This window comes from Acinetobacter sp. TW_SC_4 (assembly GCF_054861205.1).
Genome location: NZ_CM142174.1, coordinates 2,820,574 through 2,844,426, shown reverse-complemented (window position 1 = coordinate 2,844,426; position 23,853 = coordinate 2,820,574). Strand labels below are relative to the sequence as shown.

18 protein-coding genes and 3 tRNA genes are annotated in these 23,853 nt (G+C 43.6%); 12 read left to right on the top strand and 9 right to left on the bottom strand.

Going from position 1 to position 23,853, the window contains the following annotated elements:
• Positions 1–132 precede the first annotated feature (132 nt).
• Entirely contained in the window at positions 133–1,242 is a 1,110-nt protein-coding gene (locus ACWM1W_RS13900; RefSeq protein WP_104426653.1) for an HPP family protein, read from the top strand.
• A gap of 74 nt (positions 1,243–1,316) precedes the next feature.
• Here ACWM1W_RS13900 and ACWM1W_RS13895 read toward each other — a convergent pair whose 3' ends face one another.
• The 3 genes from ACWM1W_RS13895 to ACWM1W_RS13885 all read right to left on the bottom strand — a co-directional run bounded on the left by ACWM1W_RS13895 (position 1,317) and on the right by ACWM1W_RS13885 (position 4,047).
• Positions 1,317–2,726 carry an SLC13 family permease gene (locus ACWM1W_RS13895; protein ID WP_005232417.1) on the bottom strand — a complete coding sequence of 470 codons (1,410 nt, stop codon included), beginning with the start codon at positions 2,724–2,726 and terminating at the stop codon, positions 1,317–1,319.
• 84 nt (positions 2,727–2,810) lie between these two features.
• Entirely contained in the window at positions 2,811–3,593 is a 783-nt protein-coding gene (locus tag ACWM1W_RS13890; RefSeq protein WP_104426652.1) for a sulfite exporter TauE/SafE family protein, read from the bottom strand.
• Between the two features lie 181 nt (positions 3,594–3,774).
• Positions 3,775–4,047, bottom strand: coding sequence for a PspC domain-containing protein (locus ACWM1W_RS13885; RefSeq protein WP_104426651.1), 273 nt, complete (start codon positions 4,045–4,047; stop codon positions 3,775–3,777).
• A gap of 250 nt (positions 4,048–4,297) precedes the next feature.
• Here ACWM1W_RS13885 and ACWM1W_RS13880 point away from each other — a divergent pair, with 250 nt between their 5' ends.
• A complete protein-coding gene (locus tag ACWM1W_RS13880; protein WP_034169836.1) occupies positions 4,298–4,984 on the top strand; it encodes a hypothetical protein in 687 nt (228 codons plus the stop codon).
• Positions 4,985–5,141: 157 nt separating this feature from the next.
• Here the strand turns inward: ACWM1W_RS13880 and ACWM1W_RS13875 are convergent.
• The 5 genes from ACWM1W_RS13875 to ACWM1W_RS13855 form a co-directional block, all read right to left on the bottom strand.
• Positions 5,142–5,217: transfer RNA gene (locus ACWM1W_RS13875), tRNA-Lys, on the bottom strand.
• Positions 5,218–5,274: 57 nt separating this feature from the next.
• A tRNA-Lys gene (locus ACWM1W_RS13870) sits at positions 5,275–5,350 on the bottom strand.
• Positions 5,351–5,371: 21 nt separating this feature from the next.
• Positions 5,372–5,447, bottom strand: a tRNA-Lys gene (locus tag ACWM1W_RS13865).
• Between the two features lie 198 nt (positions 5,448–5,645).
• Positions 5,646–7,487 (bottom strand): long-chain-acyl-CoA synthetase, encoded by a 1,842-nt coding sequence (locus tag ACWM1W_RS13860; protein ID WP_104426650.1) that lies wholly within the window; start codon positions 7,485–7,487, stop codon positions 5,646–5,648.
• A 173-nt stretch (positions 7,488–7,660) separates the two neighbouring features.
• The gene (locus ACWM1W_RS13855) at positions 7,661–11,086 is read right to left on the bottom strand and encodes an Rne/Rng family ribonuclease (RefSeq protein ID WP_461603272.1); all 3,426 of its coding nucleotides are present in this window, start codon (positions 11,084–11,086) and stop codon (positions 7,661–7,663) included.
• Positions 11,087–11,854: 768 nt separating this feature from the next.
• Between ACWM1W_RS13855 and ACWM1W_RS13850 the strand changes: the two genes are divergently transcribed.
• The 7 genes from ACWM1W_RS13850 to ACWM1W_RS13820 all read left to right on the top strand — a co-directional run bounded on the left by ACWM1W_RS13850 (position 11,855) and on the right by ACWM1W_RS13820 (position 20,079).
• Entirely contained in the window at positions 11,855–12,823 is a 969-nt protein-coding gene (locus tag ACWM1W_RS13850) for an RluA family pseudouridine synthase (protein WP_104426648.1), read from the top strand.
• A 507-nt stretch (positions 12,824–13,330) separates the two neighbouring features.
• The gene (locus ACWM1W_RS13845) at positions 13,331–13,999 is read left to right on the top strand and encodes an HAD-IA family hydrolase (protein ID WP_208461824.1); all 669 of its coding nucleotides are present in this window, start codon (positions 13,331–13,333) and stop codon (positions 13,997–13,999) included.
• A gap of 408 nt (positions 14,000–14,407) precedes the next feature.
• Complete coding sequence (locus ACWM1W_RS13840) at positions 14,408–15,205, top strand: 2-keto-4-pentenoate hydratase (RefSeq protein WP_461603271.1); 798 nt, start codon at positions 14,408–14,410, stop codon at positions 15,203–15,205.
• A gap of 22 nt (positions 15,206–15,227) precedes the next feature.
• On the top strand, positions 15,228–16,124 hold the full coding sequence (locus ACWM1W_RS13835) for an acetaldehyde dehydrogenase (acetylating) (protein ID WP_104426645.1): 897 nt from the start codon (positions 15,228–15,230) through the stop codon (positions 16,122–16,124).
• 11 nt (positions 16,125–16,135) lie between these two features.
• Positions 16,136–17,155, top strand: a complete 1,020-nt coding sequence (dmpG, locus tag ACWM1W_RS13830) for a 4-hydroxy-2-oxovalerate aldolase (protein WP_104426644.1) — start codon at positions 16,136–16,138, stop codon at positions 17,153–17,155.
• Positions 17,156–17,675: 520 nt separating this feature from the next.
• On the top strand, positions 17,676–18,935 hold the full coding sequence (locus ACWM1W_RS13825) for an OprD family outer membrane porin (protein ID WP_208461825.1): 1,260 nt from the start codon (positions 17,676–17,678) through the stop codon (positions 18,933–18,935).
• A 283-nt stretch (positions 18,936–19,218) separates the two neighbouring features.
• On the top strand, positions 19,219–20,079 hold the full coding sequence (locus ACWM1W_RS13820; protein WP_208461826.1) for an alpha/beta fold hydrolase: 861 nt from the start codon (positions 19,219–19,221) through the stop codon (positions 20,077–20,079).
• A gap of 376 nt (positions 20,080–20,455) precedes the next feature.
• Here the strand turns inward: ACWM1W_RS13820 and hcaR are convergent, their stop codons facing one another.
• Entirely contained in the window at positions 20,456–21,364 is a 909-nt protein-coding gene (gene hcaR, locus ACWM1W_RS13815) for a DNA-binding transcriptional regulator HcaR (protein ID WP_208461827.1), read from the bottom strand.
• A 279-nt stretch (positions 21,365–21,643) separates the two neighbouring features.
• Here hcaR and hcaE point away from each other — a divergent pair, with 279 nt between their 5' ends.
• Genes hcaE through hcaC form a run of 3 tightly spaced genes read left to right on the top strand, consistent with a single transcriptional unit; the run spans position 21,644 to position 23,852 of the window.
• A complete protein-coding gene (gene hcaE / locus ACWM1W_RS13810) occupies positions 21,644–23,011 on the top strand; it encodes a 3-phenylpropionate/cinnamic acid dioxygenase subunit alpha (RefSeq protein ID WP_208461828.1) in 1,368 nt (455 codons plus the stop codon).
• Positions 23,008–23,526: a 3-phenylpropionate/cinnamic acid dioxygenase subunit beta gene (gene hcaF / locus ACWM1W_RS13805; RefSeq protein ID WP_004781816.1), complete on the top strand. Its 519-nt coding sequence runs from the start codon at positions 23,008–23,010 to the stop codon at positions 23,524–23,526. The genes hcaE and hcaF overlap by 4 nt, the downstream gene beginning before the upstream one ends.
• Complete coding sequence (hcaC, locus tag ACWM1W_RS13800) at positions 23,526–23,852, top strand: 3-phenylpropionate/cinnamic acid dioxygenase ferredoxin subunit (RefSeq protein WP_461603270.1); 327 nt, start codon at positions 23,526–23,528, stop codon at positions 23,850–23,852. Before hcaF ends, hcaC begins: the two co-directional genes overlap by 1 nt.
• The last annotated feature ends 1 nt before the right edge of the window (position 23,853 follow it).

Genomic DNA, 23,853 nt, shown 5'->3' with positions numbered 1-23,853 from the left:
TCGCCTAGAGAGAGATTTAGATTTTTAAACAGCATCCATTTAAGTGTAATTAAAAGATATAAAATGAATACATCTTTAAAGCGACTAGTTTTATAATGCGCAAAATCTGTAAACATTAAAATCAGGCGCGCCGTGTTCCATTCCAATCTCGACTGGCTCAATACCTTAAAACCGAATTTTAAAGTTCTTCCACTCAAAGACCGTTTACTCTGCGGTATTGGGGCACTACTGGGTCTCACGGTATCGTCATTACTGAGTTTATGGATTCTGGGGGATTTTGAAGCCTGGTATATCGCGCCGATGGGGGCGTCATCTGTGCTGCTGTTTGCGGTTCCGGCCAGTCCCTTGGCACAGCCCTGGAATATTCTGGTAGGTAATACTATTGCTGCTGTGGTGGGTGTGACCTGTGCCTTGTTTATTGCCAGTCCGACCGAAGCTTTTAGTCTGGCAGTGGCATTAGCAATCATTTTAATGATGACCACAGATTCCCTGCATCCACCGAGTGGTGCTGTGGCTATTACAGCGGTACTCGGCGGCAATGCGGTGCATGAACTCGGCTATGCTTTTGTTTTCTATCCGGTGCTGCTGAATTCGATTTTATTGATGGTGATTGCTATCGTCTTTAACCGAATGATTGGCAAGCATTATCCGCAGCAGGCGCAATTAAATACCCGTTCCAAAGATCCGACCCCGACCCAGAAAGTCACCATTCAGCCACAGGATATTCAGGAAGTACTGGATCAGCAAACCGAGCTGCTGGACATTAGTGAATATGACCTGCAAAAGATTATTCTGGAAGCGCAGGACCGAGCCAATGCCCGTGCGGTCAACCAGTTTACCTGTCAGGACATTATGACCAAAGACGTGGTGACCCTGCATGCCAATGATGATATTCAGCATGCACTGGACAAGTTTAAGCAAATGAACCTGATGAGCCTGCCAGTGGTTAATGCGGAAGGCAAGCTGGTGGGGACGCTGGCCATGTATCAGGTGGTAGAATGGTTTAAACGTGCTGCAGATGTGCGCAGCAGCTGGGAACATCAGGTCAAACATATTATGACCCGCAAGGTAGTTACTGTGCAGCCATTACAGCCGATTCAGGATCTGGTGCCCTATTTTGTGGAGCGTTCCTTTAACTATATTCCGGTGGTGAGTGAACAGCGTCTGGTCGGAATTATTAGCCGCGCAGATATCATCGCTGCCCTGAATCAGGAACTGAACCATTTTAAAATGAGAACTTAAGAACTCTTATATAAATAATTCTGAAAAAAGCACCCTTGGGTGCTTTTTTATTTGGAATCTGGATTTATCTCAACTTAGATAAAGAACCAGTAAATAAACAGGGAAACCAAGAAAATACACATGATATTCAGGACAAAGCCGACTTTCATCATTTCACTTTGCTGAATATGACCAGTCCCAAATACAATGGCATTCGGTGGTGTCGCCACAGGTAGCATAAAGGCACAAGAAGCACCGATCCCGATCACAATCACCAGAATCTCTTTAGGCATACCCATCTGGTCGGCAATGGCGGCAAAGACCGGAACCAGTAAGGCAGCCGAGGCAGTATTACTGGTAAATTCAGTAAGGAAGATGATGAAGGTTGCCACCACAAAGATAATCACGAGAGGAGAGGAGTCACCGAAAGCATTCGCCAGCGTCTGACCTAAGACCAGAGAACTCCCTGAATCCTTCAAGACAGCACTTAAGGTCAAGCCGCCACCAAACAGGTAGAGCACACCCCAATCGGTATTTTCAGCAACCTGTTTCCATGTAGCCGTACCCAGAATCACTACCATGCAGGCCGCCAGAATCGCGATCCAGGTATCGGGCTGTGTAATGCCGAAATTTTCAGTCAATTTTTTACTGAAAATCCAGGCAGTCGCGGTACAAAGGAATAAAATCATGGTGGCAATACGGGTCGTAGTCCAGGGAATATTTTCAGTGACAAAATTCACCTTATGATTCAGTTTTGGACGTAGCACCAGATACAGGCTTACTAACATTGCCGGAAGGATAATGAACATCATCGGCAGGCCAACTTTCATCCAGTCGGCGAAGTCATAACCGAGGGCTTTGGCTGCAATCGCATTCGGTGGAGAACCGACGATAGTGCCCAAGCCACCAATACTGGCCGAATAGGCAATCCCAAGCAGAATAAACACAAAGGTTTTACGATCTTTTTCAACATCCAGATGCGAAAGTAAACCCAGCGCTAGGGGCAACATCATGGCTGCGGTGGCGGTATTGGAAATCCACATCGACAGTGCAGCAGTCACTAAAAAGATAGCCAGTACTGACGCACCGAGATGTCCACCGGAAAGCGAGATAATCCACGTGGCAATTTTCTTGTCCAGTTTCTGGATATGCAACGCCGAGGCCAGGGCAAAACCACCAAAAAACAAGAAGATGGTGGGGTCTGCGAAAGTGGTGAGTGCTGCTTGTGTGGTAATTGGTTCCAGTTCATCGCCTTTGGCCATGGGCATGGCGAGGACGACGGCCAGTATAGGTATCAGCAGGGCAGTAATGGTGATATGAATCGCTTCGGTCAGCCATAAAATGGCGATAAAGGTCAGTAGGGCCAATCCCTTATTGGCATTTTCGTCATAAGGTAAAATATGATACAAGCCATAAGAGACCACTGCAGCGATCACAATTAAAATCCAGCCCTTTCGAATTCCTTTTGGCATGGCATCAGTCGGGGTGCGTAAAGGGTCGTTCATACAACCTCCTTGCTCAACTTTTTTATTTAAAAGCGTTTTTGAAATTCTTATAAAAGTAAATATGTGGTTTGATTAAAAAAGATATTATTTAAACAGTATAGTAGAGTGTTGTAATAATCCCACACTTTGCCAAAGTGCGTAAATCCCCAGTCCAAATAGAAAAAACAGCACCAGATATTTGAAATGTTGCTGGGAAAGTCGATGCCGTATTTTTCCCCCTAACCACACACCGATGAGAGCAAATAACGTGATTCCAAGCAGGATATGTTGCTGATGGGTTTGCAAAGAAATGAGAATCGGGAAGAGTAAGGTCAACTGCACCAGTTTGCTGGCAATAAAGTTAAGATTACTGATAATCACAATATCGGTTTTGGAGAGCTGACAGCTAAGCAGATACATCATCAGGAAGGGTGCCATGGCATTGGTTGCACCTCCAATCATGCCGGCCAGTAAACCGAATCCCAGCATACTAAGCTGACTGCTACTGACCCGAAGCGGAGTAGAGCGTAACTGATCCAGTATATAGAAAATAATCACCAGACCCAGTAATAATTTAAGATAGCCTTCATTGATCCAGATGAGTAATTTGACCCCCAGCACACTACCGACCAAGCTGCTGAGCATGAGTGGCCAATAGCGTGAGACATAATAGCGAATGCTCTGCAACAGGCTATGTTTTGGATCGCTATTGAGCATCCAAAGGTTCAGTAACAGGCAGGGGAGAATCACCAAAGTGACTGCTGTACTTAAGGCATATTCACTGGATAAGGCAGCCGTACTTAGCATAGGAAAGCCAAAACCACTGACCCCATGCAGTAATGCTGCGATCGCACACAGCCAAAGTACAACCCATTCTGCCTGCGTCATCTGAAATCCATTTCAAGTAGAAAGTATCACCTTAGCCTGAATAGGCGAGCAGGGTAAAGCGTAAAAAAGTAATAAGGCCAAAACCTAAAAATCAGGCAAAAAAAAACCACGATCTTTTGGGGGAAGGACCGTGGCATAAAAATTTCACCATATGAATATTTAGGTGAAAGAGGAAACGATTTTATCGGTAGTCTTTATCCTGATTCACGGTACGCACAGGACGTTCATAATCAGTTCTGCTCGCAGCATAATCAGGCATAGAATTCTTTTTTGGCATCACTAACCATAGAACCAGATAAACTAAGATACCCGGGAAAGCGGCACTCATGATCGAAATAATCACAAAGATCAGGCGTAATAAATTTGCGTTCCAACCAAAACGTTCAGCAATACCACCCATTACACCTGCAATCATGTTTGAGCGGTTAGAGCGATATAAACCAACATTGGCCATCCAAGTCTCCTGATAGAAAAAATAAGATTGAGTCTAAAAAATGACTCATATTTATAAGAATGGAGTTTTATCTAAATTTTTAAAGTATCTATTGAAAATAAATTCGTTAAGTAATGTTACGGGAGATTAAATAATCCTTAAAAAATCACTAAGATCATAAAAATTCCATTGAATTCATTATTAAAACTTATAAGTTTTCAGTGAGTCGTCTGCCTATATAGATGTGCACCCCTTCAGGTATATTTTTAAAATGAAATCGAATGTATCGCATCATTTAAGTGGTTTATGCCGGCTTGGATTTGTGCTGGGAAGTGTTGCAGGACTGATTGCCTGTGATGATCATCAAAGCAAACCCTTACCTGATACTACGAAAACTTTGGCACAAGATGGCGTAGTCATCTCCGCCGCCAATGAAAGTTATGACACCCGTAATGCTAAATCGCTCACCCAGACTGCAACCTATAATGCATTGCCTGTAGAACCAAATGTCGATCCTAAACCTGTACCGGATTATGCCAAAAGCTATGTCGGGCGTTATCTTACCCAGATTGATTGTGACGGGCGGTTTGCGCCTTGTACGGAAGGGAAGTCGGTATTTATTTTGACTTTATTGCCAGATGGTACAGTGCATCGCAGTATCGTGCATTATGGCAAAGTCTTTGTGAATAATTCCAGACGGGTTCAGACCGAAAGCAATATGACCTATCGTAAGGACCGCTGGACGATTAATCCGGAACAAACTGAACTGATCGTGGACCGTAAAGAAGGAGCAAAGTTCTACTATATGATTAAAAGCCCAACGCATCTGGTCATGAATCTGGAAAAAATTTATGACGAAAAGGAACGGACAAACCAGCAATTATTTGATCAGGGTTATCCTGCGCCTTCTAAAGCGTATGAACTGGTCAAAGATTCTGAATTTAAAATCACTGAATAAAAGCGATAAGGTTTCTAAAGAATTTAAAAACAGCATAAATGAAAATGACGATTTTAAAATTGTCAGGATGAATTGCGCTTAAATAAAAAGAATGAACTGAATAATATAGAAATATTATAAGAATATTGAAAGAAGAAGATAGATATAGAGGGGAGAATGGTGGGCCGTCCGCGACTCGAACGCGGGACCAATGGATTAAAAGTCCACTGCTCTACCAACTGAGCTAACGGCCCATTCGGGTAATCAAAGCTACTTTGATTGAATTTTCTAAAAAGAGATTTTAGAAATGATGGTGGGCCGTCCGCGACTCGAACGCGGGACCAATGGATTAAAAGTCCACTGCTCTACCAACTGAGCTAACGGCCCATCAGGGGATATCAAATTTAATGGTGGGCCGTCCGCGACTCGAACGCGGGACCAATGGATTAAAAGTCCACTGCTCTACCAACTGAGCTAACGGCCCTGAACCAACAATTAAGCAAGACTTAATTGTGCAGTGCAAGAGAAACTAAAAAAGTTCTGAAAGCACCACTTTGTTTGATGGAGCGTATTGTAGCAAGATCTCATTGCAGCGCAAGTAAAAAATAACAAAGTTGCCTATGTTTGATTATAAATACAACAATTCTGCTTTATCTAAACAAAAAATAGGCAACTTCGGCACTTAGAAGCGATATTGATAGGCTTGAATGTTCTCAAAAATTTCTTGAGTCAGCTCACAATACGCATCGCTCCCTGGCAATAAAACCAGCAGGCGTTCATCGGTCTTGTTTGGATCAAAAGCCTGTTCTTTCAGTTTGTTTTTCTGATACTTGAAGGTACCGGTCGTTTCTACTTGCTTTTGAATGCGTAGAAAAACCGGAACTGCATATGTAGGCAGACAACGTTTAAAGGTGCTGACCATATTTTTCAGGTCTTGCTCATTTAGGGTGCTTCCCGATTGCAGGGTAATTGCAGCCATGCCTGCACGGCCATTTGTATTCGGAATTTCTACGCCATAAACCACAGCTTCGATAATTTTGTCATACTCGTTCAGCATGTTTTCGACTTCAGTCGTTGAAACATTTTCACCTTTCCAGCGAAAGGTATCACCGAGACGGTCGACAAACTGAGCATGACGGAAACCGATATTACGCACCAGATCGCCCGTATTGAAGTAGGAATCACCTTTGCTGAACACGTCATGCATGGTGACCGCCTTGTTCTTTTCCGGATCGGTATAGCCATCGAAAGGGGAGCGGCGGGTAATTTTACCAATCAATAAACCGGTTTCACCTTTTTTTACTCGTTTGCAGCGGCCTTTGGCATCACGCACAAGCTCATTTTTATCTTTGTCAAATTCGATAATGGCATAAGGCGTTGGTGAGAAACCGACAGTATTGTCAAAGTTAAAGACATTGCTGAAACCGACATTACCTTCACTGGAGGCATACAGTTCCAGTACTTCCTTGATGCCAAAACGGGATTTGAATTTATCCCAGATGTTCGGGCGCATGCCATTACCAATCATCTTGGTAACGCGATGGCCTTTTTCCAGTTCAGACGGTGGTGCATCCATCAGGTAGCGGCAAAGTTCACCGACATAACCAATCGCAGAAGCATCGAACTTTTTGACATCTTTCCAGAAGGAAGAGGTGGAGAATTTACGGCGGATGGCAAAAGTACTGCTTCCGGCAATCACCCCACACCAGCACACCACAATGCCTGTCGCATGATAAAGCGGCAGGGTGCAGTACATCACATCATCTTTATTCAGGTTCAGAACATGACCATAGGTGCCATAGGCGAGTGTCCAGCGGCTATTGGTAAAGACCACCGCTTTAGGTAAGCCAGTAGTACCTGAAGTATAGATATAGAACAGGCCGTCTTTACCCTGTACCGAATGTGTGGTCGGTGTATTGAATTTAGGGAACTGGTCAATCTGCTCTGCCAGGTTAATAAAACCTTCAGGTGCCTGTCCGGCATTTTCTTGTGTGTTCTGATCGGCAAACCAGTGAAAACGGTCAGCGGCAATATTGAGATCATGACGGATTTCATCAACCGCAGCACGGCACTCTTCACCGACAATGACCGCAATCGGTTTCACCAGATTAATACTATGTGTCAGGACTTTGCCGACCTGAGAAGTATTCACCAGCGCAATCGTGATGCCCAGCTTGGCTAGACCAATCACGCTGGCAATAAACTCCGGACGGTTCTCGACCATCACGGCCACCACATCACCTTTCTGTGCACCGAGAGAGAGGTAGAAATGTGCGATCTGGTTCGCCCAGCCATTTAGGTGAGCATAGGTATAGGACTGATCCTCAAAACGTAATGCAATACCTTCAGGATTACGCTGTGTTGCTTTTTCAAAAGCTAAACCCAGGCCTGCGGGCGTATTGGGAGTACGTAAATAAGCCTGTCGCAGTCCGTTCAGCAGATTAGGGACCTTACTGATGAAGGCAGGGATTTTGGCTGCGACATCTGCAATGCCAATAAGATCGGGTTGGTTCGTCTGGGTCATGGGCGTCCTATTATTTTTCGTATCCAATGCGTTTAATTTATATGCAATAAACGGATGATAGCCATCTTTTAGCGTGTTGAAACTAGAGTAATCAACCTATTCTGACAAAATCTAGCAAAAAAAACCTAGCCACCGAAATGACTAGGTTTTTTAGTTAACTGCAATTGGGTGAATTATGACTCAGTTGCAGTATTGGTTTTTTTCGGTGGACGGCCACGTGGACGACGTGGGCGGGCAGCCGGTTTTTCAGCTTTTGCTACAGTTTCTTCAGCTTTATCGGCTTCCGGAGTTTCAGTAGGCGCAGCTTCGTTTTCTGCTGGAGTTGCTTCAGCTGTAGCCGTTTCAGTGGCTTCTTCAACTGGAGCCTGTTCAGCGTTCGCAGTTTCTACAGGCGCTTCAGCAGCTGGCTCAGGAGTTTGAGTCGCTTCAGTTGTATCAGCACTTTCTACTGCGGCTACCGGAGCTTCAGCAGGTGCAGCTTCAGTATTTTCAGCTTTCGCCTCTTCCGCTGGAGCCGTTGCTTCTGCAGCAGGTTCAGCTGCAGTAGATTCTGCTTCAGCTTGTGCTTGCTGTTTAGCCTGCTGTAATGCTTGCTCGGCAGCCAGTTTAGCGAGACGACGACGCTCACGTGGATCATTCGCCACACGTTTCTCTGAAACCGGTGCAGGCGGAGTTAAATCCAGCACAGGTGCAGGTTCTGCTTCAGGTTGTGCTTTGCTGACTTCTACATCACGAGTTACAGGTTTTTTCTCTGTGGTCGCGGTCGAAACCGTTGCTAAAGTCGCATTATATTCCTGCGTGAACTTTTGCAATGCGCGGTTAAACGTTGGCAACAGACCAAACTGTTCAATCAGGACTGAACAGTCTTCGCCATAAACATGGCGAATCAGACTGCCAATGGTGTATTGGCCAAGTGTTGGCACCTGTGATGGGGTCAATTGCTGAGTTTTCGCCTGTTGGCCGTGTGCAGCACGGCGGCGGTCACGACGACGTTGACGTGGGTCATTGCTGGCACGCTGTTTTGATGATGACTGAGTTTCCGGTGCTTTCTCTGCAGGAGCAGATGCAGTCACTTCAGCCAGGAACTCTTCCGCAGCTGGCGCTTCTACAGGAGCATCGGCAGGGGCAGTCACATCAACAGCAGGTTTTGCGACTGGAGCAGTGTCATTCAATGCCACAATTTCGCTTTTCGCCTCGTCAATATTTACCACCATTGCTGTTGGCATCACTTCTTTACGAGGAGCATCGACCAGTTCTACACGCACTTGCTTTTCATTGACTGCTGGAGCTTTAACGGCAGCAGGTGCTTGAGGTACAGCTTGTTCATTCAGAACACTTGGATCGCGGTGGCGATTTGGACGTTCTGGACGTTGCTGGTTGCGACGGTCACGACGTGGCACGTTTTGCTGTTGCTCATTGCCGTGAGTATCGCTTTGCTGTGCAGACTCGTTGTGGTGCTGACGGCGAGAGTTGCGTTTGTTTTCACGCGCTTCCTGACGAGAAACCTGAACCACTTCTTCATGCATCTGATGTTGTGATACATTATCAGACTGCGCCTGTTCACGTGGCTCTTTGTGCTTGTTGCTACGTGCTTTTTTGTTATGACGCTGTGATTTCTCTTCACGTTCAGTTTTTTCAGACTGATCACGCTCTGGTTTATGTGCCACAGTCGAAGGCGCCAGATAAGCATTGCCGGTAGTTGCCGGTGCTACAACAGCTGCTGGCTGTGCAGATACTGCTGGTGTTACAGGAGCAACCTGGCCGAACTGACCACGACTCACTGCACCGCCATTCACCATCTGTTCGATGGCAGCAGCAGCATTGTTCGCCGTGCGAGACTGATCAACAGTAGTTGCCTGTTTTTGTACGAACAGGTTTTCTAACCATGCACATGGGCTTGCTGCAGGTGCCGCAACTTGGGCAGGTGCCTGTTGTGCAACAGGTGCTTGCTGTACATTTTGCTGGTTCTGGTTATTGCGGCGTTTATTGTTTTTGCCGTTGTTTTGCTGCTGAGCAGGTGCTGGTGCAGCGGTATGCGTATGTTCTTCTTCTAAATGCCACTCAGATGACTCATAACCCAGTTCTTTTTCGCTTGAACGGGTTGCTTCAGTACGCTCATAACTTGTCGGTGCGAAACCTTCAGGGTTATACGAAATTTCGTAGTGGGGTGTTTCCAAGTGTGGATGTGGAAGTACAGTCACACGTGTATTTGAAGTTTGTTCCAGATATACCAGGCTGTGACGTTTTTCATTCAGCATGAATGCTGCAATTTCTACTGGTACTTCAACCTGAACTTCACCATGACGTTCACGTAGCGCGATTTCTTCCACTTTACGCATAATTGAAAGTGAGAGAGAACGTAAGTCACGCACCATACCGGTACCATGACAGCGTGGGCAGACATAACCAGTCGCTTCTTCTAACGATGGGCGCAGACGTTGACGGCTCATTTCCATCAGGCCGAAACGAGACAGTTGGCCGAACTGGATCCGTGCACGGTCACTTTGTGTTGCTTCACGCAGTTTCGCTTCTACCATACGCTGGTTGCGGTCTTTGGTCATGTCGATGAAGTCGATAACAACTAAGCCACCGATATCACGTAAACGTAATTGACGAGCAATTTCTTCAGCAGCTTCAAGGTTGGTATTTAACGCTGTATCTTCAACGTCCTGACCACGAGTTGATTTTGCTGAGTTAATATCGATTGAAACTAAAGCTTCAGTTTGGTCGATCACGATCGAACCGCCTGAAGGCAGTTTCACTTCACGTTCATAAGCAGTCTGGATTTGGCTTTCGATACCGAAATGCGCAAACAAAGGCTCATTCAATGTATAAGTTTTCAGTTTGTCTAACTGAAGCGGCATTACTGCTTTAACAAAGTTATATGCTTCGTTATAGGCTTGCTCAGAATCAATCAGGATTTCTGCTACATCATCACGCAGGTAATCACGGATCGCACGAGTTACCACACCTGCTTCCTGATGGACCAACATAGGCGATGGGCCTGAATTTGCAGTGCTTTGAATTTGTGCCCAAAGGTCTAGCAAATGTTGCAGATCAAGCTGTAGTTCTTCTTGAGAACGGCCAATGCCTGCGGTACGAACAATGACGCTCATACCACGTGGCACATTTAAAGAAGCCAGCATTTCTTTCAGTTCTTCACGTACTGAACCGGAAATCTGACGGCTGATACCGCCACCTTTCGGGTTGTTTGGCATCAGAACCAGATAACGACCAGCTAAAGAGATGAAAGTTGAAAGGGCAGCGCCTTTATTGCCGCGCTCTTCTTTTTCCACCTGAACCAGAAGTTCAGTGCCTTCAGTAATCAGTTCACGGATATTTGAAGTTTGACGAGGATCGGCTTTGTAGTAAGAGTTTGCGATTTCACGCATAGACAGGAAGCCTTGGCGACCTGCGCCGTATTCAACGAATACAGCTTCTAAAGAAGGTTCAACGCGAGTTACGTGACCTTTATAGATATTAGATTTTTTTTGTTCACGGGTACGATTCTCTAAATCGAAATCGTAAAGACGCTGACCAGTGACAAGTGCAACGCGAATTTCTTCGGCATGTGTTGCATTAATCAACATACGTTTCATGGGTGTAACACCTTATAGTGATACACAGCAAAAAATCGCTATTCACGTAGCGAACATCACACATCACGGATCAATGGCCCAGATCTCCAATGAGTTTCATTGTGGTCTGAGTCTTTTATTCCCGGCGTCTAATTGAATATAGATCAGCTTCGGTATTTTGATTCACGTATTGATGATGGCAATACGGCTTCAATCTTTAAACGATTAAAGTCACCTGAACGTTTCACTGGCGGACAAGCGGTGCATTAGATGTGAGTAACTTTCACTGTCACATTGCTCGAAGATCATCCCTTCTTTATAGAAAGTGTCTTGATACGGAATTGTCGTCGTATCTTTACAAACTGTGCAGATCCAATGCATCAAACGCTGTAGCCTGAAGTCGTCTTCAGGGTGCGACTAATCTGATGTGTATCAGTTTACGTTTAAAAACCAACTAGGTTGGCGGCATATTTTTTCAGACAAACTGATTTATGTACCTGAGGTACAATTAAACGCAACAGTTTGCTTTGTTTGCCGATATAATAAGCCTTCGGCGTCGGCATAATTCTTTTGGGACCTTCCCGTATCATGTGAGTCTTTAATTGAATAATCAAGTTCAGAGAAATCTGAAATGCTTCAACTTTTACTCACAAACGATGGTTTCCGTGCGCTGACTATATCAAACCTTGCATCATCTGCCTATGGGCTAAGCTTATGTTTCTTGTGTAAAGCATAACCTAAGTGATCATTTTTTAATCAATTTTAGTATTTTTGGGTCATAGTAACTGTATGAATTCTACACAACAATGGCAAAGCGTCACTTGGTTTGAAGTGGATGAACATCAAGATGGACAGCGAATCGATAATTTCCTGTTCAGTCGTCTGAAAGGGGTGCCTAAAAATCGGATTTATCGTCTGATTCGTGAAGGACAGGTTCGCGTCAATAAAAAACGCATTAAGGCCGAAACCAAACTGGCGATTGGCGACCAGATTCGCCTAGCACCGATTCGTTATGAACAAAAAGATGAGTCAGAAGCGCCGATTTCGGACAAGGTGGCTCAAGGTCTTCTGTCCCGTGTGGTATATGAAGATGAAGGCTTGATGGTCGTCAACAAGCCATCAGGAATTGCCGTGCATGGTGGTAGCGGTGTGGCATATGGTCTGATTGAAGGTTTGCGTGCTGCAACCGGTAAAAAATACCTGGAACTGATTCACCGTATTGACCGTGATACCTCTGGTCTGGTGATGATCTCGAAAAAGCGTAGTACCTTAAAAACGCTACAAGATTTATTACGTGAACATAAGATTAAAAAAACTTATGCCGCTGTCGTGAAAGGACAGGTAACGCTGGATAAGCAACTTATTGATGCACCTTTGCATCGTTATGAACTTTCTAATGGTGAGCGTCGTGTACGTGTCTCTAAGGAAGGCAAAGAGTCTAAAACCCAGTGGAATGTAGCAGAGCGTTTTATGCATGCGACACTGGTGTATGCATCTCCACTTTCTGGTCGTACCCATCAGATTCGTGTGCATGGCTTGAGCATTGGTCATCCGCTGGTAGGCGATGAGAAATATGGTCATGAGACTGAATATCGTGGGCCAAAGCCACGCCGTTTATGTTTGCATGCAATGCGTTTGGAAATTCCAGGTTATCCGACCATTGAAGCGCCTTTGCCTGAAGATATGCAAAGCTTGGTGGCACAACTTCGTGCACAAAAGGCGGATAAAGTTGTACCAATTGCTGAAGATGACGAGTAATTTTTAGCTTTTAAGTTAACCCTCTCCCTGAGCAGCACTGCTGCGCAAGTCTCCTTTCTTGCACGAATTTTAAAAGCAATGCTTTAAAATTCGCTCAGGAGAGGGAACGTTGAGTTCGCATGTGTTAGTGATAAGTCAAAATAGCTAAGAATTTATCTTTATTATTTAGTTACTGTACGTTGTTCAGTAATGAATTCTCCCTCTCCTTTTAGGAGAGGGCTGGGGTGAGGTAAAAGTAAAGCACAGCCGAGTTTTGTAGTTATAAAATCAAATTTCATCGCGTAGGCAGTGTTTTACTTTTGACGGGGGCAAAAGTAACAAAACCCCTTCTGTTGATCTGATGGCACCTCCCTATGCCACAGATCAACGGCGACATCCATGTCGCCATTGGATAGCCAATAGCTGTTGTGATATCGCAATAAAAGTTATTTTGTGATGAAACTCTCCCTCCTTTGAAAAAGGAGGGTCGGGGTGGATTAACACTGAATCAAATAATAGGAACCTTATATGAATTCACCTGTAAAATTGGTCATTTTTGATTGGGATGGCACTTTATTTGATTCAGTGGGGCAGATCGTCTCGAGCCTGCAGTTTGCCGCACAACAGTTTCAGCAACCGCTGACCGATGCCGATGCGAAAAGCATTATCGGATTAGGTTTGCCGGAAGTCGCACAGCGACTATTCCCAACTGTACCAGAATTACATGCCGATATTTTGCAGGCTTATTCAGATCATTATGTGGCGAACTCTGTTGAAGATGCCTGGTTCGATGGCGTGTCTGAAATGCTCTATGCATTAAAGGATGAAGGCATTAAATTAGCAGTCGCTACCGGTAAAAGTCGTAAAGGTTTAGACCGAGTACTCAAACAAACGAATAGCCTGGAACTATTCCATGCCACTCGTGCTGCCAGTGAAACCCGCTCTAAACCCGATCCTTTAATGCTGGCTGAAATTCTGGCTGAAACTGGTGTCAAGGCGTATGAAGCGATTATGGTCGGTGACACTTCTTATGATCTGGAAATGGCGATGAATATTGTCATGCCAAGTGTGGGTGTGGCTTATGGCGTGCATACACCGGAAACCTTGGCGCAGTTTAATCCACTGTCGATTGTGAATGATGTCAGCAGTTTGCATGACTTTTTATTGGCTAAAGTCCAATGGAAAGAAGCCATTTAATTCAGTATCTTAGTCATTATCCAAGATCCAGCATTTTCTGAAATAGAAGATGCGGATCAATGCTGTAGATTTGAACAACTGGTCTTATCTTTTAGTCTAAAGTTGTGATTACAGTGGTTTTGTTCTGTCATGATTGTTGAGCTATTTAGTTGGATATAACTTAATTCATAATTATAAGATTATGTTTTTAATTGATTTTTATAAATTTAATTTATAGATAATAGCTATTGCAAAAAATAAAATAACTATTGGCATTCACGTCGTATTTTTCTCATCCTAAAACTGTTTATTCATATGCCCATACTAGGCGCAATTGTTTATTGGAATGATCGAAATGATCAGACCAGAACATTTTGCCTGTCTTAGTTCTCGGCATAAGCCTCATTTTTGCAGTTTAAGGAAACATTGATGTCGAATTCTGCTGTTGTTGAATCAGTTGCACAAGCATTACGTACTGCTAACCTCTCAAAAACTGCGATCGCACCGATTCGCCCGGAACTTGGTGGTGAAAGTGCTGACGTAGATATTGCCTATGCCGTTCAGGAAGTAAATACCGAGCGTGCTCTGGCGGAAGGTCGCCGTCTGGTAGGTCGTAAAATTGGTTTGACATCGAAAGTGGTTCAAGCACAGCTTGGCGTAGATCAGCCTGACTTCGGTATGCTGTTTGCCGACATGGCCTATGGCGATGGTGAAGCAATCTCTGTAGGTTTGCTGATTCAACCGAAAGTTGAAGCTGAAATCGCATTGGTCATCAAAGAAGATCTGACTAAAGCAAAACACACCTATACAGACATCATTAGTGCAACTGACTATGCACTTCCTGCTGTAGAAGTGGTCGATAGCCGTATCGAAAACTGGAAAATCAGCCTGATCGATACTGTGGCTGATAACGCATCTTCTGCTGCATTCGTTCTGGGCTCTAAGCCTGTCAAACTGGAAAACCTTGATCTTGTGAACTGCAAGATGGTCATGACACGTGGCGACGAAGTGGTTTCTCAAGGCGTGGGTAAAGCATGTCTGGCAAATCCATTAAATGCTGCGGTATGGCTGGCAGACGAAATGGTACGCCGTGGCCGTCCATTATTAAAAGGCGACATTATTTTGACTGGTGCTTTAGGTCCAATGGTCGTGGCTCAGCCGGGCGATGAATTCAAAGTTGAAATTGAAGGCTTTGGTTCAGTAACAGCTGCTTTTGCTGCTGAATAAGGGAATACAAGAGAGTACATTCATGAAAAAGATTAAATGTGCATTGATCGGTCCAGGTAACATTGGTACTGACTTGCTTTATAAACTGCAACGCAGCGAATGGTTAGAACCAGTATGGATGGTGGGGAACGACCCGACTTCTGGAGGTCTGGCACGTGCAGCGAAAATGGGTTTAAAAACTACGGCTGAAGGTGTAGACGGTCTGCTTCCTCATGTTGTTGAAGACGATATCAAAATTGCATTTGATGCAACTTCTGCTTATGTACATGCTGAAAACAGCCGTAAGCTGAACGAGCTTGGCGTGTTAATGATTGACTTGACTCCTGCTGCAATCGGCCCTTACTGTGTACCACCAGTAAACCTTGAAGCTTTACTTGAACAAGGTGAAGTACCAAACGTAAACATGGTAACTTGTGGTGGTCAGACTACTATTCCTATGGTTGCAGCGATTTCTCGCGTTCAGCCTGTGAACTATGGTGAAATCATCGCGACTGTATCTACTAAATCAGTAGGTCCAGGTACACGTAAAAACATCGACGAATTCACGCGTACTACTGCTGGTGCGATTGAAAAAGTGGGTGGTGCAAAACAAGGTAAAGCGATCATCATCATTAACCCTGCTGAGCCACCACTGATGATGCGCGACACTGTTCACTGTCTAGTTGAAGGTGAACCAGATCAAGCGGCAATCACTGAATCTGTACACGCGATGATCAAAGAAGTTCAGAAATACGTACCAAGTTACAAACTGGTGAATGGTCCAGTATTTGATGGCAACCGCGTATCGATCTTCCTTGAAGTTGAAGGTCTGGGGGACTTCCTGCCTAAATATGCAGGTAACCTCGACATTATGACTGCAGCAGCTGCACGTACCGCAGAAATGTTCGCAGAACGTGTTTTAAATACAGTTGAAGCTTAAGGAGCACCTTCATGTCTAAGATTATTATTAATGATATGACTTTACGTGATGGTATGCATCCAATGCGCCATCAAACTACACCTGAGCAAATGGTTGCGATTGCAACTGCTTTGGATGGTGCAGGTGTACCTTTAATCGAAGTCACACACGGTGACGGCCTTGGCGGTAACTCTGTAAACTACGGTTTCGCAGCTGCAACTGATGAAGAATACCTGAAAGCAGTGATTCCAAACCTGAAACAGGCGAAAGTATCTGCGCTGTTACTTCCTGGTATTGGTACTGTTGATCACCTGAAAATGGCGCATGATGTAGGTGTAGCAACTATCCGTGTTGCAACTCACTCTACTGAAGCAGACGTGTCTGAACAGCACATTACGGTTGCTCGTAAACTTGGTATGGACACTGTGGGCTTCCTGATGATGGCGCACATGGCTTCTCCAGAAAAACTTCTTGAAGAAGCGCAAAAAATGGTGTCATACGGTGCCAACTGTATCTATGTGACTGACTCTGCGGGTTACATGCTTCCGCAAGACGTGACTGACCGTGTAGGTATCTTACGTGCTAACCTGGGTTCAGACATCGAAATTGGTTTCCACGGTCACCATAACCTAGGTATGGGTGTTGCCAACTCTGTTTCTGCTGTACAAGCAGGTGCAACACGTGTTGACTTGGCATCAGCTGGTCTAGGTGCTGATGCGGGTAATACTCCACTTGAACTGTTTGTTGCGGTTGCAAACCGTATGCAAATGGAAACTGGTGTTGACCTGTTTAAAGTACAAGACGTTGCAGAAGATCTGATCATTCCAATGATGACTCATCAGATCCGTGCTGACCGTGATGCTGCAACTTTAGGTTATGCGGGTGTTTATTCTTCATTCCTGCTGTTCGCTAAACGTGCTGAAGCAAAATATGGCGTATCTGCTCGTGAAATTCTGCTTGAGCTTGGTCGTCGTGGTACCGTTGGTGGTCAGGAAGATATGATTGAAGATTTGGCATTGACTATGTCTAAAGCGAAAGAGCTTCAAGCTTAATAGTTAAAAGCTAAATTTTAAAAAAAGCGTCCGAAAGGGCGCTTTTTTATTTATTGGAATAAAATGAATAAGATATTAAAACGATGGAATAAGATATTTTAATTATTACTATTTATTTTAAGAAAATAATCACGCACATTTCCTTAAACATAAAAACGATAAATAAAAAGTTATTTTTAAATAATAGACATCTTGCGAAAGTATCGTTTTACCTAATTTTTGAATTGGCTAAAACCTTATAAAATGTAGCTTTGGGCTGTTTAAATTTTGACTAACGCAAGAAGTCTAATAAAAAAATAATAGCTGTTTATATAATAGAAAACATGGATTTATATTGATTATCTGGTTAATTTTTTATTTTAGCTAATTGTTGATAAATATAAGTCTTTTTCAAATTTCAGCATACTTATTCTATCTATAGAGATTAATAGAAAAATTTTAATACTGTAGTCGGATTTTTAAAAAAACTAGAGTTGAGCATGATAGCGGCATAGCTTAATTTGATTACTAGGAATAAGCCATGCGTCGTCAAAACTTATGGATAGCAATGCTTGCTGCAACAGCAAGTTTAGGAACAACTGCAGCGAATGCAGATTTTATTGACGATAGTAATGTCCAGCTTAAATTTAAAAACTTTTATCTAGATCGTCAGTATCAAGATGATTTTTCTTCACGTAATTGGGGTTCTTGGTCTCAAGGCGTGACTTTGGATGCCAAATCAGGCTATCACGATATCGGTGGTGGGATGCAGGTTGGTGCAGATGTTCTGGTTCAACATGCAGTTAAACTTAAAGGCCGTGATCAAAATCCGGATTGGGTGTTACCTCACGATGGCAAAGAATCTAAAGATCATTTTGGTAAAGTTGGCGCAACCTTAAAAGCTAAAGTGTCTGAGACTGAGCTGAAAGTGGGTGAGTTATTGCCTGTATCTCCAGTACTGGTATTTGATCCATCCCGTCAGCTCATCACTACTTATAGCGGTGCATGGTTAGAATCTAAAGAGATTAAAGATACCAAACTGACTATGGCGTATGTCGACAAGATTAACAACCGTTATGACAATCAATTTCGTGACTTAACATTGTTTGCGCCTGCGAAAGGTAAAAATTATTACGATAATGGTGAAGCATCTGGTGGTATGTGGATTGCCGGTGTAGATCATCAGTTCACGCCTCAAATTGGTGGTAGCTACTGGTATGCAGATGTTCAGGATATCTACCAACAGCATTACTTGGGTGTGAATTACAAAACTGCGCTAGGCGAAAAAACCAAATTAGATAGCCATGTGCATTATTTTGATAACTCGGAGTCAGGTGACAAACTGTATGGTGAGATTGATAATCAGGCACTGTCAGTAGGGGCAAAAGTTAATCATGGTGCGCATACTGTAGGTCTGGGTTATCAACAAATGTTTGGTGATACTGCATTTCCAACACTTGGCGGCTGGGTGCCACAGCCTTATCTGGTGAACTGGGGCGTTGCAACCTTTACTGCACCAGAAGAAAAGTCATGGAATGTTTCTTATGGCTATGACTTCTCTGAAATGGGTGCCAAAGGCTTAAACGCAACTGCAGTTTATTTCAAAGGTTATGATGCTCAATCAGGTGATCAAAACTTTAATACTGATGAGCTAAATCTGATTGCGAATTATACTGTTCCAGAGGGTAAGTTAAAAGGTTTAGGCATCCAAGCGATGTATATTGATGTAAATTTTGCAAATCCTACTAAACCAGATCTTCAGGAATACTGCGTAGCGACAACTTATACTCATAAATTCTAATTTAAGCGCATTTTAAGAGCAGTCAGTATTCTGACTGCTTTTTTTTGAGTTAAGAACTTAATCAAAGCCTTAAATTAAACAGGGTTTTAAATTTAAAATAATTAGTTAAAACAAATACTTAAATTATATATTTTTTGTAGTATGCAATCATAATTTTATATCAGTTGAAGACAGTAGAGCGGTTAATATAAGACGGTAAAAAGATCATTTTTAATGAGTCAACTTGACGTCGAGTTCTCGTCATCGAGGGGCACGCAAGCAAGAAACTGTAAGAGGAATCATGATGAGCAATGTTCAAATCCCTGATTATAAAACAGATCCTTTCTTCGGCTTACAAGACAAATGGATTGAAACTGCAGAAGGTGAGTTGACTCACTACCATGAAATTGGTGAGGGTACGCCTATTCTGTTCCTGCACGGTTCAGGTACTGGTGTGTCTGCTGCTGCAAACTGGTGGTTAAACCTGCCTTCAATTGGTGAACAAGCACGTTGTATCGCGATCGATACCATTGGTTATGGTCAAACAGTAGTTGCACCAGGTACTGCTTATGGTATCCGTGCATGGGTGGACCACGCTGTACGTACTCTAGACGCGTTAGGTATCGAAAAAACTTGGTTAGTGGGTAACTCTTTGGGTGGCTGGTTGGCATTCCAGATGGCACTTGATTATCCTGAACGTGTTTTAGGTATCGTGTCTATGGGTACTGGCGGTGCAAAACAGACTGCTGCGCTGAAAGCACACGCAAACCCAGTATTAACTGAAGAAGGTATCAAGAAAACACTTTCTATGTTCGTGGTGAACAAAGACCTGATCACTGACGAACTGGTTAAAGTACGTTTTGCTTCTGCTGCAAATGACTATGCATCAAATCGTTTGATGGATGTAGTGGGCGCACGTGACCGTGACCGTTTCGAATTCCCGTTAGACTTCGAAAAAATGAAAGACATCACTGTACCTGTATTATTGATTCACGGTACTCAAGACGTGGTGATTCCGGTTTCTCGTACTTGGGATATTCTGAACATCGTGCCAAATGCTGATGCACACATCTTCAGTCAATGTGGTCATTGGTCTCAAGTTGAAAAATCAGATGAGTTCAACACTGTGATCAAAAACTACCTGGCTGTACACGGCGTAAAATAAGTCGTACTCAGTTTAAAAAAGGATGGCTTCGTTCATCCTTTTTTTCTTTCTAAAATATTAGATTTACAGCTGCCAAATGAACACCATTTCATTCAGTGAATTTTTTAAACATTTTTAATGCTTTTTAGCTATTAATCAGAATTTCAAAAATTAAAATGAGCCTTAGACTTCTTATTAGACTTAAGTTGTAAAAGAAGCCTAATTTGAGCAAAAATTAAACCTAATAAGCCATGGTCGGAGATGTTGGAAGCCAAGCTAGGTGTGGTCTGTTATAGGAAAAATGAATATAAAATGAAATTTTGATCAGAAAAAATAAAAACAAAAAAGCACACGTATTCTCAGAGGAAATTACGTGTGCTGCTATAAGAATAGAAAATTAATGTGGTTCGTCGCGGTTAATGTCTAGGTAGAATACGCGAGTCAGAAGTTCTAGGAACTTCTTCACTGCGACTGAATTGCTATCCTTACGATAGCTAACATACACATCTAAAAAGGGAAGTTCTACATCCAGCGGGCGGATTACAGTATTGTTCATGGTCAATGGCGCGATATAGCCCGGCAGGATGGTACAGCCCAAGCCCATACCAATCGAGTTGATATTGAACAGAATATTATCCGCCTTTTGGACAATATTAAATTCAATCCCGTTGGCTTTGGCAAAGTCCAGAATAGCCTGGTTCAGGGTCAAGGACTGCTCTGCTGATGGAATAATAAAATCAATACCATTCAATGCCTTAGCAGGGATTCTTTCGTATTTTGCTAAGGGGTGATCTTTAGGCAGGAGAAAAATCAGCGGTTCACGAATCACGAACTGGCTTTCAATTTCATCACTATTGAAATTATGACGGGTAAATGTCAGATCTAGATCACCTTTTTTTAACAAACGCATCTGCTCATTGTTGTTCAGGCTGAGCAGTTCAATTTTTAAATCTGGGTTTTGTACACGTAGATTTGGCAAGATATAGGGGAAGATTTTCATCTCTGCGACAGGGACGAAACCGATGCGCAGCATCTGCTGCTTGGCTTGTGAGACCTGACGGGCCATGGCAATCGCCTTATCAGCCTGCGCCAACGTCAGGCGGGCCTGTTCTAGGAATACAGCACCTTCTTCGGTCAGTTCGACTTTACGCTTGGTACGGTGTAGCAGTTTTACACCGACATCTTCTTCCAAATCTTTGATTTGCTGACTGAGTGATGGCTGAGCCGTGTAAAGTTTGAGTGCTGCCTTACTGAAGTTGAGTTCTTCAGCCACAGTAATGAAGTAGCGGAGGTGTCGTAATTCCATATCATCAGCCCGTCGAGTAATCCAAAAAATGTCTTACTATAATTTCAGAAGAGTATAATCTATAAACAACTATGTCGTGAAGATTATTTTGTCATTTAGAAAGTAAATGCCTTGGAGGGATTGATTAGTGTTTTAATATAAAAATACACGCCTAGAATAATTGCTTAAAACTATTAATTGAAACAAAAAAATATTTCCCCAAAACCACCCTAAAATCCATCATCGTTGAAAAGTTGAGTCTATTACTTTGTGCCATAACTGGTCACAGGAGAGCTTTTCATGAGTGGAAAAATTGATGTGCGCGAAATCGACGCTTTAGTCGATGCACAAAATGGACGTATCACGCCATCTATCTATACAGATCCTGACATTTACGAATTAGAACTTGAACGTGTCTTCGGTCGTACATGGTTATTCCTTTGCCATGAAAGCCAAATTCCTAAGGCTGGCGATTTCTTCAATACCTACATGGGTGAAGATCCAATCATCGTGGCACGCCAAAAAGACGGCTCAATCAAAGCATTCTTAAACCAATGCCGTCACCGTTCTATGCGCGTAAGCTTCGCAGACTGTGGTAATACACGTGCGTTCACTTGCCCATACCACGGCTGGTCATACGGTATTGACGGTTCTCTAAAAAACATCCCACTTGAAGATCGCGCTTACCCACATGGTGCATGTAAAGAGCAATGGGGTCTGATAGAAGTTAACCGTGTTAAATCATACAAAGGCCTGATCTTCGGTTGCTGGGATGAAACTACGCCAGATCTAGAAGAATACATGGGCGATATCGCTTGGTACCTGGACGGTGTTGTAGATCGTCGTGAAGGCGGTACTGTGATCGTGGGTGGTGTACACAAATGGGAAATCGGCTGTAACTGGAAATTTGCAGCTGAACAGTTCGCATCTGACCAATACCACGCGTTGTTCTCTCACGCATCTGCAATTCAGGTGCTGGGTGCAAAACCAGACGATGAATCTTCTAAGAAATTAGGTGCTGCACAAACTGCTCGTCCAGTTTGGGAAACTGCCAAAGACGCGATCCAATACGGTTCACGCGGTCACGGTTCAGGCTTCTTCTTCACAGAGAAACCAGATGCAAACGTATGGGTGGACGGTGAAGTAGCGAACTACTTCCGTGAAACTTACGAAGAAGTTAAAGAACGCCTAGGTGAAACTCGTGCGCTTCGTTTAGCGGGTCACAACACCATGTTCCCAACATTGTCTTGGTTGAACGGTACTGCGACTCTTCGTGTATGGCACCCACGTGGTCCAAACAAAACTGAAGTTTGGGCATTCTGTATCTGTGATGCGGACGCACCAGAAGATGTACAAGCAGCATTTGAACGTTCTGCAACTCGTGCCTTCGGTCCTGCAGGCTTCCTGGAGCAAGATGACTCTGAAAACTGGATCGAAATCCAAAAAGTTTTACGTGGTTACAAAGCACGTCAAAACAAACTCATTATGGAAATGGGTAAAGGCAACGAGAAAGTACGTGAAGATGGTATCCCGGGTATCACGAACTATATTTTCTCTGAAACTGCAGCACGTAGTATGTACCGCCGTTGGGCAGATTTATTGATTCATGAAAAATGGGAAGACGTTGAAGCTGCGGCTGACGAATATGAGAAGGAGCTTATGAAATGAGTCAAATCAGTTTAGAACTTCATCACCAAATTAGTCAGTTCCTGTATCAAGAAGCCAAGCTTCTTGATGACTGGAAATTCCGCGAATGGTTAGACACGCTAGCTGAAGATATCTCTTACACGCTACGTACTACACCAAACGCTCAAACGCGTGACCGTCGTCGTTCAGTTGAACCACCTACTACCTGGGTATTCAACGATACGAAAGATCTTTTAGAGCGTCGTGTTGCACGTCTTGAAACTGGTATGGCTTGGGCTGAAGAGCCTCCATCACGTACCACTCACATGGTGAGCAACGTGATTGTTGAGCCGACTGAAGTTGAAGGCGAATACGATGTGTACGTGACATACCTTCTGTACCGTACCCAGAAAGAGAAAGACGTTACGATTTATTGTGGTAAACGTCATGACAAGATCCGCAAAGTTGAAGGCGGCCTGGGCTTCCAGATCTTCAACCGTAAGATCACTCTTGACCAAGTTACCTATAACTCACATAACCTGAGTGTGTTCTTCTAATGAATAAGATTTTTGTTTGCCAAGTTGACGAATTAGACGAAGGCGAAGCGTTAAAAGTGGATTGCGGCATAAACGGTATCGAAGCGCTGGCTGTATTTAACAATGGCGGTGAATTCTTCGCTATGAACGATAAATGCAGTCATGGTAATGCGTCAATGTCTGAAGGCTATCTTGAAGACGACGGTACAGTGGAATGTCCACTTCACGCAGCTCGCTTCTGTTTGAAAACAGGTCAGGCACTTTGCTTACCAGCAACTGACCCAATTCAAACATTCCCAGTTGTACTTGAAGATGATGCGTTATACGTAGAGATGGCAGGAGAGTAAT

Excerpts from the sequence above, each read along its gene's own strand:
- ACWM1W_RS13860 (WP_104426650.1), bottom strand. The coding sequence starts at position 7,487 with ATGACCCAGACGAACCAACCCGATCTTATTGGCATTGCAGATGTCGCA.
- ACWM1W_RS13840 (WP_461603271.1), top strand. The coding sequence starts at position 14,408 with ATGTCGAATTCTGCTGTTGTTGAATCAGTTGCACAAGCATTACGTACT.
- ACWM1W_RS13835 (WP_104426645.1), top strand. The coding sequence starts at position 15,228 with ATGAAAAAGATTAAATGTGCATTGATCGGTCCAGGTAACATTGGTACT.
- ACWM1W_RS13845 (WP_208461824.1), top strand. The coding sequence starts at position 13,331 with ATGAATTCACCTGTAAAATTGGTCATTTTTGATTGGGATGGCACTTTA.
- ACWM1W_RS13820 (WP_208461826.1), top strand. The coding sequence starts at position 19,219 with ATGAGCAATGTTCAAATCCCTGATTATAAAACAGATCCTTTCTTCGGC.
- ACWM1W_RS13880 (WP_034169836.1), top strand. The coding sequence starts at position 4,298 with ATGAAATCGAATGTATCGCATCATTTAAGTGGTTTATGCCGGCTTGGA.
- hcaR (WP_208461827.1), bottom strand. The coding sequence starts at position 21,364 with ATGGAATTACGACACCTCCGCTACTTCATTACTGTGGCTGAAGAACTC.
- hcaE (WP_208461828.1), top strand. The coding sequence starts at position 21,644 with ATGAGTGGAAAAATTGATGTGCGCGAAATCGACGCTTTAGTCGATGCA.
- ACWM1W_RS13890 (WP_104426652.1), bottom strand. The coding sequence starts at position 3,593 with ATGACGCAGGCAGAATGGGTTGTACTTTGGCTGTGTGCGATCGCAGCA.
- ACWM1W_RS13850 (WP_104426648.1), top strand. The coding sequence starts at position 11,855 with ATGAATTCTACACAACAATGGCAAAGCGTCACTTGGTTTGAAGTGGAT.
- hcaC (WP_461603270.1), top strand. The coding sequence starts at position 23,526 with ATGAATAAGATTTTTGTTTGCCAAGTTGACGAATTAGACGAAGGCGAA.
- ACWM1W_RS13855 (WP_461603272.1), bottom strand. The coding sequence starts at position 11,086 with ATGAAACGTATGTTGATTAATGCAACACATGCCGAAGAAATTCGCGTT.
- hcaF (WP_004781816.1), top strand. The coding sequence starts at position 23,008 with ATGAGTCAAATCAGTTTAGAACTTCATCACCAAATTAGTCAGTTCCTG.
- dmpG (WP_104426644.1), top strand. The coding sequence starts at position 16,136 with ATGTCTAAGATTATTATTAATGATATGACTTTACGTGATGGTATGCAT.
- ACWM1W_RS13885 (WP_104426651.1), bottom strand. The coding sequence starts at position 4,047 with ATGGCCAATGTTGGTTTATATCGCTCTAACCGCTCAAACATGATTGCA.
- ACWM1W_RS13895 (WP_005232417.1), bottom strand. The coding sequence starts at position 2,726 with ATGAACGACCCTTTACGCACCCCGACTGATGCCATGCCAAAAGGAATT.
- ACWM1W_RS13825 (WP_208461825.1), top strand. The coding sequence starts at position 17,676 with ATGCGTCGTCAAAACTTATGGATAGCAATGCTTGCTGCAACAGCAAGT.